The sequence below is a fragment of the Winogradskyella sp. A2 genome, from assembly GCF_046762865.1.
In the GTDB taxonomy this organism is placed as follows: domain Bacteria; phylum Bacteroidota; class Bacteroidia; order Flavobacteriales; family Flavobacteriaceae; genus Winogradskyella.
The window spans coordinates 67,844-83,267 of the sequence record NZ_JBKQXM010000007.1 but is presented as its reverse complement, the minus strand read 5'-3'; the positions used below and the strand labels follow the sequence as shown (position 1 = coordinate 83,267).

8 protein-coding genes are annotated in these 15,424 nt (G+C 35.2%); all 8 read right to left on the bottom strand.

The features are described 5' to 3' along the window. Nucleotides 1-13 precede the first annotated feature (13 nt). Nucleotides 14-1,507 (bottom strand): glycoside hydrolase family 30 protein, encoded by a 1,494-nt coding sequence (locus ACFWV9_RS13500; protein WP_411895758.1) that lies wholly within the window; start codon nucleotides 1,505-1,507, stop codon nucleotides 14-16. A 4-nt stretch (nucleotides 1,508-1,511) separates the two neighbouring features. Continuing rightward, nucleotides 1,512-2,807 (bottom strand): glycosyl hydrolase family 17 protein, encoded by a 1,296-nt coding sequence (locus ACFWV9_RS13495; RefSeq protein WP_411895757.1) that lies wholly within the window; start codon nucleotides 2,805-2,807, stop codon nucleotides 1,512-1,514. Nucleotides 2,808-2,820: 13 nt separating this feature from the next. Continuing rightward, nucleotides 2,821-6,243 carry a hypothetical protein gene (locus ACFWV9_RS13490; protein ID WP_411895887.1) on the bottom strand — a complete coding sequence of 1,141 codons (3,423 nt, stop codon included), beginning with the start codon at nucleotides 6,241-6,243 and terminating at the stop codon, nucleotides 2,821-2,823. A gap of 120 nt (nucleotides 6,244-6,363) precedes the next feature. After that, nucleotides 6,364-7,206: a family 16 glycosylhydrolase gene (locus ACFWV9_RS13485; RefSeq protein WP_411895756.1), complete on the bottom strand. Its 843-nt coding sequence runs from the start codon at nucleotides 7,204-7,206 to the stop codon at nucleotides 6,364-6,366. Nucleotides 7,207-7,221: 15 nt separating this feature from the next. Beyond that, entirely contained in the window at nucleotides 7,222-8,658 is a 1,437-nt protein-coding gene (locus tag ACFWV9_RS13480; protein WP_411895755.1) for a carbohydrate-binding protein, read from the bottom strand. 12 nt (nucleotides 8,659-8,670) lie between these two features. Continuing rightward, nucleotides 8,671-11,853 carry a glycoside hydrolase family 2 TIM barrel-domain containing protein gene (locus ACFWV9_RS13475; RefSeq protein ID WP_411895754.1) on the bottom strand — a complete coding sequence of 1,061 codons (3,183 nt, stop codon included), beginning with the start codon at nucleotides 11,851-11,853 and terminating at the stop codon, nucleotides 8,671-8,673. Between the two features lie 156 nt (nucleotides 11,854-12,009). Next, nucleotides 12,010-13,878 carry a hypothetical protein gene (locus ACFWV9_RS13470; protein WP_411895753.1) on the bottom strand — a complete coding sequence of 623 codons (1,869 nt, stop codon included), beginning with the start codon at nucleotides 13,876-13,878 and terminating at the stop codon, nucleotides 12,010-12,012. A 28-nt stretch (nucleotides 13,879-13,906) separates the two neighbouring features. Further along, the gene (locus ACFWV9_RS13465) at nucleotides 13,907-15,418 is read right to left on the bottom strand and encodes a RagB/SusD family nutrient uptake outer membrane protein (protein ID WP_411895752.1); all 1,512 of its coding nucleotides are present in this window, start codon (nucleotides 15,416-15,418) and stop codon (nucleotides 13,907-13,909) included. Nucleotides 15,419-15,424 lie beyond the last annotated feature (6 nt).

The following is a 15,424-nucleotide window of genomic DNA, read 5'->3' as shown; positions in this document are numbered from 1 at the left end:
GTTAGTTTATATTTTATTTCTTTGATGGGATAACAATGGTTTGAATTGCTTGCCCTTTTATTCCCATATTTTTAGTTTCATCATTTAAACTAAGAGTAAAATCCTTTGCTTCTTTTCCTTCATTAAAAACCACTATGGCTATTGAACCATCAGTGTTTTTTGATGCTGATACCAATAAGTCATCATCCGTTTTTTCTACACCTATAACTTCAGCTCCTGGTCTAATAAACTTACTGAAGTGCGCCATTGTATAATAAAGTGGTGTAAAATAGACTTCATCTTTTTCAGGATCAACAATAACTGGAGCGATACACCAGTTTTTAAACCAATTAGGTCCACCTTTCGTATCTAAAACCATATTCCAATCTACCCAACCATCTACCCAATTATTTAGGCAACCAATAATATCTCTTGCATATCTATTAACTGGTGAATATTTTGGATGTAAATGTTTGTCTTTTTCTGGTGCCCATGTGAAACCCCAATCTGTAGCCTCTTTTTTCCAATACCATGCATCATCATTCCAAACAGGAACTTGTGCATCTATACATGCTTCAGATTGGATAAGAAGTTTATCCGGAGCTTTATTATGCGCATTCTGTAATTCATCCGCAAAAATCTCAAATGTACTTGCATACCAATGAATTGCGGTACCATCAAAGTAATTAGATGTTTCTTCATTTTTAAATTGAGAATCTACCCATTCTTTTAAGTGTTCTCTATTTTGATCGTATCCTATAATTTTTAAGTCACCTTTACCATCTGCTTCTAATTTTGGACCTAAATGATTGACAACAAAATCAGTCATTTCATCTGGTGTATAGTGCATACTTTCCCAATTGTTTCCATTACCTAAAGGCTCATTCTCAACGGTGAATCCCCAAACATCAATTCCTTGCTCTTTGTATGCATCTACATATTTTGAAAAGAATAAAGCCCAAGTAGGATAGTGTTCTGGTAACAGTTTACCACCTACCCATTCTTTGTTATCTTTCATCCAAGGCGGTGCTGTCCATGGCGAAGCAAAAAGTTTAAATCCATCTTTAGATATTGCGCTGGCCTCTTTAATCATAGGAATTAAATCATCCATATCTTCTTTAACAGAAAAATCCTTTAATTCTTTATCCTCAGTAGGTGTATAAGAATATTGTCCTAAGGAGAAATCACAAGAATTCATATGTGTTCTACATAGTGAATAATTAGCACCATCTTCACTAAAATAGGCTTGTAAAATTGTATCTCTATTTTTCTTACTTAGTTTGTTAAGTAAATAGGCAGAAGATTCTGTAAAGGCACCTCCGAAGCCTGTTATAGTTTGAAACTTTTGATTTGGGTTTATTTTTATTACAGACGAGGAATCTAATTTCTTAAATTCATTAATTTGAGTTAACTGGTTACCACTTGCTGAGGTTTCGTATACATCAGCAATAAGTTCTTTCTTTTCTTCCTTGTTGCAACTCATAGTTGTAATTAATAAACAACAAATACCAAATCGTAGTAGTTTCATAATTTTATTTATTTGCCATAATTTCCACCTCACTTGGCGGTACCAACACATCATCTAAAAGTGCTTTTTTATCACCATTATATGTTTTTGTTATTGTATTACCATCTCTGGTTAATCCTTCAAAAACTCCTTTATCCACTAAATCCCAAATTGGAAATTTTGCTTTTCCATCTATTGTGATCAATCCAAAATGATTTTCTGATCCTTTTGCATTATGAGAATCCTTCCATTGTTCATTAAAAGCTTCAAAATAAAAACAAGAAATACCAGCTCTGTCCGTCCAACGTCTCATCTGTTTGAAATATAATCCTTGTTTATACTCATCGGTTGCTCTAGAACCGTTAGGCCCATAATGTCCATTAGATGTTGTAGCCCAACCTGTCTCACCTATGTGCACAGGCTTGTTAACACCCAAGCTTTTCATATAATTTGTTACACTGTCATAATGCTTTTGAGCAAACTTTATAGAACGCTCCATTGCCATTTCTATTTTAGTTAAATATGGCATGTTTGAATGTGCTTCAGGTACTCCCCAGAATTCTGGATTATAGTGCGTATTGTGATAAGGATAGGTATGCATGGAGATATAATCTACAGCCTTAACTAATTTCTCTAAATCCTCAACATGGTAGCTATCTTCACCGCCTCCCCAAGATGCAAAATCATCTGAGCTTGTTATCCATAAATCCTTTGACAATTTACCCTCTTTCTTAAGATTTTGAAGGTAGTTAACCCATTTTAAAATAACTTCTGGTTGCACATAATAAGAGGTTGCCCACTTTACCATGGCCTCATTTCCAACGGCAATAACCTTTACTATATCTGGATACTCATTAGCTAGTGCAACTGCCCTATCTATTTCACCTGCGTTATTAGGGCTTTCAACATTGTGATCTGGTTCCTTATCAGTCCATGCATTAAGACAATCAATCCATGCACCTAACATGACGTACATTTCAAAATTCTCATCTTCTGCTTTTAACTCAGTAATTGCCTTTAAAATATTTGAAGCATGTGGCAGTTTTGGCTGAACATTGTATGTTCTAAGCACCTTAACTCCCATTGCTGCTAGTATTTTCAGATCTTCCTTTAACTGTGGAATCGTTGGTTGACTATCTCTCGATTTTTCACGATAACCTCCGTATGAAATAGCTAAATAATCCGGATTTCCTAGTATATCTTTTGCTGTCACTTCTTTTGTTGTTTGGGTTGAAGATTCTTGATCCTTTTTATTTTCTTCATTACAAGACATCATGATAAATAAAGATAAAACACAAGCTATTATATTTCCTTTTTTCATGATTATTCTCTGTTTACTTTAAATATTCTTCTTTAATATGAACTGTTATTATTTTTACATTTCCTGAACGGCTGAAAACTTCTTTACTCATAGCCTCATCTAAGCTAAGTTGATTAAATGTTCTTTCAGAACCATCATTTAGTGTAGCAACTGTTTTATATTCATTAGAAATTGAATAAATAACAGGTACTTGGCAGAAGGTAAATACAAGTTGTCCTTTACCAATTTCTATTGAAGATTCTATTCCTTCAGCAGTAATGTAATTGAAGGTTTGTGCCTCACTTAAAAACTCATCTTTACGAAGCATACATGGATTAAAAACTAGTAATCCATCCTTAAAGAACACACCTAATTCCCCAAAGCGACTTAAAATATCTTCCTTAACTTGACCAGTCATGCCTGGCTGTTGCGCGCCTTTGCCTGCTGGTGTATGCGAGTAAGGGTCTGTAGGGAATGCACCATATAATTCTGGTGATTTATGCACCCCAATACCTTCATTAATTTCATAATAGTGCTCTAGTAATCTTCCAACTACTTCATCTGATTCGTTTTCTCTCATTGCCTTTTGGCAACATTCCATGACTGCAAGTAGCAACTTGGAAACCATATGCCAATAAATTGAGCCTAAACCTTCATAACCATAAAATGTACCTGAACGACCAGTGAATGCTTTATGATTGAAAATATCTTCAAATATTTGAAGCACTTTATTTTGCTCCTTTTCAGCTAATTCTGAATAATTTGAATCTTTCAAATTTTCTAAAGCTTCTTTTAGATCGTTTGCATTTTTAAAATTACCATTAAAATGATACTCACCATAAACATCTTTGTTCAATATTAGAGTATTACTATCTGTGACTAAAGTTTGTAACAACTCAGAACTTTTAACTGCTTCTGCTGGAATAGTATTTCTATCCATGAAGCCCTTTAAATTCTTATATGGATATAATATATAACTGTACTGGTCTGGCCTAAACAGTTTACTTGCTTTTAAACCATCTAATACCGCCAAATTTTCTTTAGAACTAAGATAGCCAGAACTTAAAACTGCTACTTGACCTTCTAGCATTTCGTCTAAATAAGAAATAGAAACTGAGTCATCATTGTTAACTGTCATTAAGTTATATGCGTGATATAAATTGTCTTCTCTTTTGTTAGCTTCTATTGACTGTTCTAAATATTTAAGACTTACATCTACAAATTCTTTTAGTGAGGCAATCGCTATTTCAGATTTTCTACCTGAAAATGCATGATCGTAAATCTGTTCTCTATAATTACTTCCGGCTTGTCCCAAAGCATCTACAACATTCTTGCGATCTTCATCACTTGTAGATGATGATAAAATATGTGTATGTGATTTGAACGCATCGAAAACAGCATCAAAAAACACTTTTAGCTCATTTGAAATCTCAACCGTTTCAGTATTAGCACCAGCAAATACATCATCAAAAAACTTTAAAAAGCGTCTTAAATAATAAAGTGTAACCATTGAAACACCGTTACCAACCAATGCATTGTTAGCGTCGTTCCATTCTGGACGTTGGGTATTCATCCAAATACCACCTTCTGGAATAAAATTCGATAATTTAGCAAGTGTTGTCGCTAATATTTTTTCAATGAAATTAACTTTTACAATAAATCTATTTTCATCCCTTAATAGAGCTCCATCAGCACCAATCTCTGTTCTATCTTGATTGATCCTATTATCTAATTCTTCATTAAACTCTATAGTATCCTTTGGATTTTTTAGTAAATCTGCATAGGGTTTTATTTTGTAAGGTACGTTTGCATAAACAAATAAATCTTTATCAAAAAAGCTTTCTAATTTACCTGGAGTATATTCCTCAATAAATTCTAAAAACTTAAGCAAATATATAATCTGATGATCTCCCCAATATCCAATGTAAGACCATGGATCGTCTGGTTCTATTATTTCCCAATCAAAGCCATCTTTTGTTACCCTGTAAGGGTTATAACCATCAAAAGTCGTTGCATTGAGGAATTTATGAATCATACTCTCAATAAATTCAGGATATGAACATGCTAAAGCTTCCCAATTTTGAAAAATATCCCTCCAATTACCTTCGTAATCTAATATTTTAGACCCATCTACTTCATCTCTTGTATTAATTGAAAATTTATTCCATGGACGGCTTGGATCACCATGACGTCGGCTAAACTTTAAAGGCATGTATTCTAAACACAATCTTCGGAAATTTTTATCATCAGATTGGTATGCAATTTCTTTTAAACGCCCAACAGAAAATGTATCTGGCAAATCATTAATTATACCCTCACAGTTTCTTGATACTTTCTTATTTGCCTTTGCTAAGTATTTTTCTAAGTCCCATTTTTCTATGGTGTAACCATCATCAAAAATCCCACCACGCATTATATTAAAAAGCGTATTTGAGAAATGTCTAGTATCTCTGAAATTATCAGAAGTTAATTGTAGTCCATCAGAGGAGGCATTGAGCTGTACGAGTTTTTTAGTACCTGATGCTATATCATCCTCTAGTTTTTGTAATAGTTGATTATCCTGGCTTATTTGATTGGAAATATTAACTATATCAGAGGTGTCTTGGTTAACATTTGCTACTATTACCCATTTTTCCTTACTCTGAGGCGCAAGTTGAATTTTAGTATTAATAAAATAAGCCCCTTTCTCTGCTTTTACATCAGTTTCTAACTCAACATTTTCAAAATTTCTGAATCTATCAAGTTGCAGGGAAGACAATAAATAATTTGGTTTATCAATTCCCAAAGACCAAACAACATTTGCTTTTAATGCTTCACTTGGCTCTGCCTTATCAACAATTATAGCACTTAATGCAAAAATACCTATACCTGTTTCTTTAACTAATTCTGTGCGTTTATAGGCATCAACTAAATTACTACTAGCGCTTTGAAGCGCACTATTTACACCATATGGTAATACATTTTGAATACCATCTAATACATTCACCTCAACTGAGGATTCTCCATTATTAGAAAGCGTTGATTTCTTCACAAAACCATACTTGTCACTTGAGCACCACTCGTACCTATATATGAGGTCCAAATCTAGATTTTCTTCTTCGAAAATGATAGCATTACCATAAACACTTTTGTAAAGATTACATCTTGTGTTGTAATTATCTTGGAATCTAATAGAGAATGGTTCCCAAATATATCTTTTTCCATTCTTACTAACCTGAAAAATAGATTTTGCTCCAGTTATTTCCGAAGATTCAGTTATTTTATCATCTGAATAATATGGAAATATTGAAAATTCAGAATTTTTACGACCTGCTGTGAGGCCTCCATTACTAGAAATAAACATCCAGTGATTAGAATCACTTACGATGCTCATAAAAAATGGACGCATTTTATTACTATTGGAAATTTTGAAATAAGCCTTTTCATTAATAGTTATTGGCTCTAATTTCACATCCATATCGTGTGCAATAGTATCTTTCAAAATAAAAGTTAATTAGTTATTACTACTTACTATTTGGTGGGTAAAAAGGTCAAGAAGTTAATCTCTTGACCTTTTAATTTTATTATTATTTGGTATTTAATCTTCAGAGAATACTCTTACGTAATCAACATACATGGTTTGAGGAAATACAGTATCTGCGTTAGGATTTCCATCAAAATTTCCACCAACTGCTAAATTAATAATAATATAGAAAGGTCCGTTATCAAATACCCAATTAGATCTATCAACATTTTTTGCATCTAAACTTTCTGGTGTTAATTGATTGTATAAGACATCATCTACGTAAAAATTGATATATCGTGGTCCCCATTCAATACCATATATATGGAATTCATCCGCACGAGAACTATCAAAAGTATATTCTTTTTTAATAGGATTACCACCAGAATACCCTGGACCATGAACAGCGCTACTTACTATGGTTGGATTAGAACCACCATTTTCCATAACATCTATCTCACCACAAAACGGCCAACTGACTTCGTCTATGTTGGAGCCTAATAACCAAAATGCAGGCCACATACCTTTACCGAATGGTAATTTCATTCTGGCCTCAAAACGTCCATATTTTTGTTCAAACAACCCTTTTGTTAAGATTCGTGCAGACGTATAACCAGAACCTTCAAAGCTCTCTTGTATTGCTGTAATCTTTAACATGCCATCTTCTACAACAACATTTTCTGGTCTATCAGTATAATATTGCAACTCATTATTACCCCAACCATTGTCGCCAATACCTATATCATAGGTCCACATACCAGGGTCTGGTGCACCATCTTCAGCAAATTCATCGTGCCATGACAAATTATTAAATTGAGCTACTGTCTGAGTTTCATCTGGATTACAATTAAAAATTAGTAAACATGATGCAACAACTAAAACTATTATTGATATTTTAAAATTTTTTGTAAAATTCATTTTCTTAGTTTTTTATTAATTTTCATTAAAGAAATAGATATTATCCAAAGAGACATTTGCAATTGTACCATCTGTTACAAAAATAAATGCACCTAAAGCATCCTGTGCAGTTAGACCAGCAAAACTCGCAAGTGGAATATCAAACTCTACCCATTCGTTACTTTGTAACTCACTTCCAGAAATGGTAAAACTTCCCGAGACAGAATTACCTAAGGTAAAGTTGTTGAATAACTCAATTCTGAAAAAGTCAGAAGGATCTACAGTTTCATTTACTCTAATATCAATGTGTAACATCGTCATATCAGAGGCATCAACAGGTTGTATTCCGCTACCCTCTCTACCATAAAATTCAATGGCTACGAAGTTCATATCAGTATAATCAATAATATTATTACCATCTTCCACAATGGCACCACCTAGTGTTGTCTGAAACCCGTCTAAATAGAATCCGTTATAATTATCCACAGGCACATTAGCAAAAATATCACTAAAAATGGCTATTACATCTATATTTACTGCTTCAATAGTTAAAGATCCTGAAGCCATTACACCTCCTAAAAAGGCAGAAATAACTGCTGTGTTATCAAGCAACCCAGTATCTGGATCTATTTCACCAGGACCATCCACGGTAACAACTCCGTTCTCATCTACGGAAGCCACGAATGGATTAGATGTTACAAAATCGAAATATGCAGGCGCAGCAGTCATTGTTATATCCTGACCATCTGGCAAATTAAAAGTTTGCGTTAAGTTGACTAAAGGTACAGACGTGTCTAAATTTGCTTGTGCGGTTTGATCTTGCCCACCCTGTATAGCTGGTCTAGGTTGTCCTATGGTTCCTAATTTTTCAAAGCGCATTTCATCCATCCAAAATGTAAATCCAACGCCGTTGGTACTTTGTGTACCAGCAGCAAAAAGAAACATTCCTTTTTCTTGAACCAATTTTGAAGGATCTGGAATTGGAATTATTATTTTTCTCCAAGTTGTAGACAGTTCAACATCATTTACTTCAACCGCATATTTATTTTCTCCAAAGTCTGATCCAAACCCAAAGGTTCCTACGGATGCTGTAGTTGAGCCTTTTGCCCAAAACGTTAGTGCATCATAACCTGTTAAATCTCTCCCTGCTCCTCGGTCTTTAAAAATACCACCTATGTAACCTCCATTAGGATCTGTTGGAGTTGGCACATCAATTCTAATTGACGATGAACCTTCAAAAGCTACGTTATTATCAACATCAAAACCTTCTACATTGGCTCCAGTTGCTGGGTCAAATGATATAAATAATGAATCATTTAATCCTATAGGATTATCAGTAAATATTTCACCGTTTGGATTAAAAGTTGCTAATTCTACTTCATCAGAGAAGCCTCTATCACAACCTATTGTAATTATCATTAGAGCAAATACAACTAGTGTAGTTTTCCAATGTCTTAATTTTATATTTTTCATCGTTTGCTATTTTTATTTTCCAATATTTATATGGACATAAGTCCTGATTTCCCACTCTGAACCATCTGGAAACCCAACAGAACTAACTGGGGCCACAGGTGGAAATGTATTCGCCGGTACTGCATTTGGCGAGTATCTCGGTGAGAATTGATCTAAAGAACGCCAAGTTCCTCTTAACCCAATTGTTGTGCTTGGTAAAATAAACCAATCTGGTTTTCCTAATGATGTAGAAATATCTAACATAAGTTGTAACGGAAATGTTAAGTTAAAATCTCTATGATAATCAAAAGGTCCCCAATCATTAACTTTTACATGGGTTTCTAGTTTCATTTTCTTGTATATGGCTCTAATATCTCCACCAAATCGTTTAATAGTTCTATCACTATCACCATTCGCTTGTGCATTTCCATAGTAGAAATTTCCAATAATACCAAGATCTGATGTCACTTTTGACACCATTCTTGAGTGAACTTCCCATAAATCTTCTGCAGGTGCAGAATTTGGAAATGCAAAGAAAGTACGATTTGCTAAGAAACCTATATGTGCATCCATAGTTGTTGGAAGATAACGATAAACAAAACCTAAATTCATCGCAAATTTAGCATCCTCAGCTCTATCGTTATTCCACTCGTACATCCAAGTACCTGGCGTAGGGTCAAATGAGAATAAAATCTCACCTGCGGTCATTTCTCTATTACCTTGTCTAACTGCAAAAGGATCATCAATAACATTTCTTAATCTCCCTGGAGCATTGACATCATTTGGCATTGGATCTACCAATGGTTTTTGCCACATAAAATTTGGTGCTACTTGCAGATTTCCAAAAGAATATGTAAACCCAGACAAGAAGTTTGTAACATTACTACTTCCTGTATCTTTTAGTTTCCAGCCTGTAAAGGTTCTTGTTGCATCAAATCCACCATTTGCTACTAAGCCCATGTAAGCCGCTTGAGCGTACATATTAAATCTTCCACCTGTATAAGTGATTTTTGCTTTTCCACCCCAGTTATCATCACTATTAATTTTATCTACAACTACAACATCATTCTCTTCTTCATACATTTGAAATGAACTACCATTTAAAGGACTACCACCCCAAATACCACCAACTGTAACATCAAATTTCCCAAATTCTCGTTCAACAGCTAAAGCTGCTCTTTCTGTTGGCCATGCTGGGATAATACCACTTCGTAATTGATTTTGATCTAAAACACGACGCCCAGTTGCATCAAACTCTAAATCTCTCTCTACATCGCGGTGATAAATACCTGTAACATCATACTTACCTACCTTTTTGTGATATTTAAATAACATAGTTGGATTTGCTCCCCACCATAATTGAGGTCCAAAAGCAGCTTTCAGTCCTTCTAGTGCGCCTTTACCATCAATTTCAGCTCCAAAAATCTCACCTCCATAGATATCTAAGTTAGGCCCATAATTAGCTTCAGGATAAAGACCGAAGAAGTCACCCTCGTATTGCCAATGGAAATGCCCTGTTCTATAAAATCCTCTTAAATCAAAGTCTTTTGCATTCCACTCAAATTCACTTTGATAAATATTAAGCCTATTAATATCATTAAGAGTTACCTCACCTCGGTCTGTGTCAAGGGTTACCACTCTACCACGATTCTCATAAAAAATTTCGTCAATTGGATTTTGAGCAACATTACCTAATAGGTTAAAAACAAGATTAGCTCTAACATTTGGCGCTGGATTACCTTCCACACCAATGAAATACGATTGCATATGATCAAAACCTAATTGATTTGGAAACACATTTGCATTAGGATCTGCATTATCTGGTGTTGTTATTAAAGAACCACCTGTACTAAAAGTTGTGAATCTAGCCGTAAGTTGGCTTAATCTAATCTTTTGTGAATCGTTTCCCCCTAAAGCGGCTTTATCGCCTCGTGCTCTAAGAACGTGATCCATTATTTGAATATTCTTGAAATAATTTGTCACAAATTCTAGCGTCATACCCTCATCAAAAGGATTTAAACTATGTGCTTCTTTTAAAGCATAATATGCAGCTCTTGGATATAATTCATATAATCCTCTTTCGTTTGTTGCTCCCTTAGCACAAATCCCGAACCATTCCTCATTCATGTTATTTTCACCTGGTGCTAAATCAATAGGGTAACCGCCATTTGCCCATGATGCATTGTTATCATGTACATCGGCATTTTTTCTATCATCAAATCCAAATTTCCACCAGCCATCACTAAATTGAAAAGTAAAACCACCAATAGAATTTCCTGCTTTACCTAAACCAGCTGCATTTTGATAGATTTCTTTCCAGTTTTCTACCATATAATAAGCTTGTGCTTTTTGATCTTCTCTGTTCTCTTTTGCGTTGAACGCATCTGCACCAAACTCTGTAAAAACTAATGGTTTATTTAATTTCTCCTTAACTACATCGAACATATCCGAGAATGAAGCTCCTCTATAAGTATTTGTACCATAGATATCAATATCTTTACATTCTTCTGCAATAATATCAATGAATAATACGTCACCATTACAAATTGCAACTGGGTGAGAAGGATCAATAGCCTTCATGGCTAATGCTGCATCATTCATTAATTTATACATTGGTCGTCCACGAGACTCCCCAATAAATGCCTTTTGTTCATCATCATCAGGGAAATCTTCTGTTTCAGCACCTTGCCAGAATAAACCATAATTATTTTCATTACCTAAAAGATATAGTAATAATCCTGGTGTATCTTTATAATCCTCAACGAGAGTGGTAATTTCAGACATTAAAAGCTCTGAAGTTTTTTCGTCATCGTAAATAGTTACAGGTGTCCAAACTCCATCTATAGTAAGACCATATCTACCAAAAGAGTGGTTAAGCATCGTATAAATGCCATAATTTTCATAAATATATTGGATCCATCTGGCAGGAACACCAGTATATTGTCTTATAACATTAACGCCCATATTTTTTAAAAGGGACATTTCTGTTTCCAATCCAGATTTAATTACATCGTCTGATTTAGTCCAGAAACTTGCGTCAACTACATCAGTACCAATTGGTATATAATCCCAATTCATACCATTAATCATAAAGCTTTCGCCATTTACAAGTAGTCGAGAACCATCAGCACTATTTTCTACGGTTACTTTATCTGCTTGTGCGAGTGCAAATGACACACAAAACATGAAGAAAAGTACAATTAGATTATTTTTCATATAGTTTATTTAATGATTTTATTTTTTGATTAGTTGGGTAATTATTTCATACCCAATTATTTGAATTTAACGGTCATCTAGCTACTGTCTTGAGCTTAATTGATAAGGTCAATACGTCAAGGTACTGACCTTATCTCAGACTATTAAACTAAATAATTATTGTTTTACAAGTGTAAATGACCACCAGCCATCACCTTCTACTGCAATGTCTAATTCCATTGTATTGCCACCATCTGTTAACTCTACAATATATTCTATAGAATCTGGTGCCGCTCCTGGTGAACCTAATTCACCTCCATTAAATACCTTCGCTAATCCTAAGAAAGCTCCTTGACCATCTATTGTCACAGTTCCAGCACCTTCATCGTACGAATAGGTTGCTGTAGCTGAACCATCATGTGGGAATATAGGTGCACCACAAGCATCTGGAGCTACTCCTTGCCATCCTTCTAACCAAGTATCTGGTCCTAATACATTTTGGAATGATCCGTCTGCATTAAACACATATTCGTCATCAAATAAACAAGCTCTAGTTGTTACATCTTCATCTGAACTTGAGAACCAAGACACATCGTTAAACCCTGGACCAACTCCAAAAGCACCAGCTTGAGGTGCAAACACCCATGAACCTACTAATGGATTTGCAGGTGCCGCATCTTTTACTAATTTAAAAGACCACCAGCCATCTCCTTCTACTGCAATATCTAGTTCCATTGTGTTGCCATCTTCTGATAACTCAATCAAATATTCTATAGAATCTGGTGCTGCACCAGGTGAACCTAATTCACCACCATTAAAAACTTTCGCTAATCCTAAGAATGCTCCTTGACCACTTATAGTTACTGTTCCTGCCGCATCATCATACGCGTATGTTGCAGAAGCTGAACCGTCATGCGGGAATATTGGTGCTCCACAAGCATCTGGTGTTACACCTTGCCATCCTTCTAACCAAGTATCCGATCCTAATACATTTTGAAAAGTACCGTCTGAATTAAACACATATTCATCATCAAACAAACAAGCTCTTGTTGTTATATCTTCTTCCGAACTTGAGAACCAAGATACATCGTTTAATCCTGGACCTACTCCAAAAGCGCCAGCTTCAGGTGCAAATCTCCAAGTACCATCTAATGCCGAAGGCTCAGGTGGCGCATCTTTTTGGAAAGTGAATGACCACCATCCATCACCAGCTACCTGTATATCTAAATCTAATGTATTTCCATCAGCTGAAAGTTCTGCCACGTAAGTAATTGAACCTGGAGCATCACCAGGAGATGCCAATTCAGCGCCATTTATAACTTTTGCAAGTCCCATGAAAGCACCCGTTCCTTCAACAGTTAAAGTACCCATTGCGGCATTATATGTATACGTTGCTGCGGCTGAACCGTCATGAGGGAATACCGGAGTACCACATGCCTCAGGATCTGTACCTTGCCATGCCTCTAACCATGTTTCTGAACCTAATACATTCATAAAAGAACCATCTGATCCAAGTACATACTCATCATCAAATAAACAATCTCTTGTTACAACGTCTTCTGCAGAACTTGAAAACCATGATGTATCATTTAATCCTGGACCTACACCAAATGCACCAGCTATTGGAGCAAGTCTCCAAGTACCCGCTATTGGCGAGTCTGGTGTTGGTTCTGGTTCTGTTACATAAATAACAGTATGATCCTTAGTTATAGTAACGTCATCTCTACCTGGTAAAGAAGCCGTAACTGTAATAGTATATGTAGCCGTTTCTAATGGATAATCATATATTACCATAGGGCCACTTGTTTGGAATACATCTGCGTCATCATCTGGATTTCCGAAATCAACGGTGAATAACATTCTTCCATCTGGAGGTATAGTCGTTGCTACAACTCCTGTTTCAGTACCTTCTGCATTTAACGTTGCAATGGTAAAATCCAAGCCTGCAATAATATTTAAATCATCGTCTTCATCACAAGCATATGGTGTACTTACTAAAAGCAACAATGCTAAGATTTTAAAAGCTCCTTTTTTTAATATTTTCATTTTAATCTATTTTTTTATTTAACAATTTTTAATATCCTGGATTTCCCCAACGCTCTTCTGCATTGGCTAATTGAAGTTCAATTAATGGTATTGGAAATACTTCGTTTTTATTTGGTGTAAATCCTTCAATGGTTGAAGCAGCTCTTCCAGTTCTTACCAAATCGAAGAATCCATGACCTTCACCGCCTAATTCTTTTCTTCTTTCTGTATAAATAGCTTCTAATAGCGTACCCTCAGAAGAATCGAAGTCATGGCTGTTATCTCCAAAAGCTCTTGCTCTAACTTCATTTAAGTAATTTGTAGCATTAGAACCTCCACTTTGTGCTTCTGCTTCGGCTGCCATTAAAAGTACATCAGAATATCTAATAGCACGATAATTTTGTGAGTAGTTTAAAGGGTCAGCGCCCACGCCATCAGCTGCCTTGCGTGGCATATATTTTCTGTTGAATAAGCCAGTATCATCTCTTCCTTGTGAATAGCTGTCTTGGTCATCTCTTAAATCAAAAATAGTAACATCGCGTCTTGCATCACCATCTTCAAATAAATCATATAATTCTACAGAAGGCAAACAAAAGCCCCAGCCCGATGAAAATTCGCTATTATTATACGGTGAGCGTGGACCACAGAATTGAGGGAAATAAGTTCCTTGACTACATTCTATACATCCCCAGCCTGCAGCTTCTACTCCTGTATATTGAATTTCAAATACAGCTTCAGAACTGTTTTCTCCTTCACCTTCAAAAAGCATCGCATAGTTTTCTCCTTGTGTTAACGAAAATTGATTGCTAGCAATAACTTGATTTAGTTGTGTTGCCGCATCAGCAAACTTTGATTGATCAAACGTACCGTGATACAAATAAACTTTACCTAGTAAAGCTTGTGCTGCATTTTTGGTTGCCTCATATGGTAAATCTTGAGTAACAGGTAAATTAGGAATCGCTTCTTTTAAATCTTCCTCAATTAAACCATATACTGTAGCAATATTAGTAACTCTCTCTAGTCCGAATTCTTCTTCAGGAAAAATTCTCTCATCTGCTATTCTCATTACGCCATTACGCTCTTCAAGCTTTAATGGTACATTACCAAAATATTTCGCCAACTCAAAAGTATAATATGCTCTTAAAAAATATGTTTCAGCAATAATTTCTTCTTTACCAGCAAAATCAGTTTTATCCTTAAATTCTAAAATAAAATTGGCTCTGTTAATACCAGCATACATCAGCCCCCAAATACTTCTCAACTGATTTTCATCAGCAGGTGTATGGATCATTAAATTAATATTCTGTAATGTAGCCTGATCATAATTAAATGCATCACCGCCTGCTGCGTAATCTGGCGAAGCAACTATGCCGGTAAGCACATTCCAAAATGTAGACTGAAGCATGTCATATGCACCTATAAGCGCACTTTCATATTCTTCCTGATTATTAAAAAAATCAGTGTCATTGAAACCATCTGGTTCCACTTCAACAAAGTCATCACTACATCCTACCACATAGAATAAAGTGAGACCAAATAAAATTATTAACGTTCTTTTCATAACAAA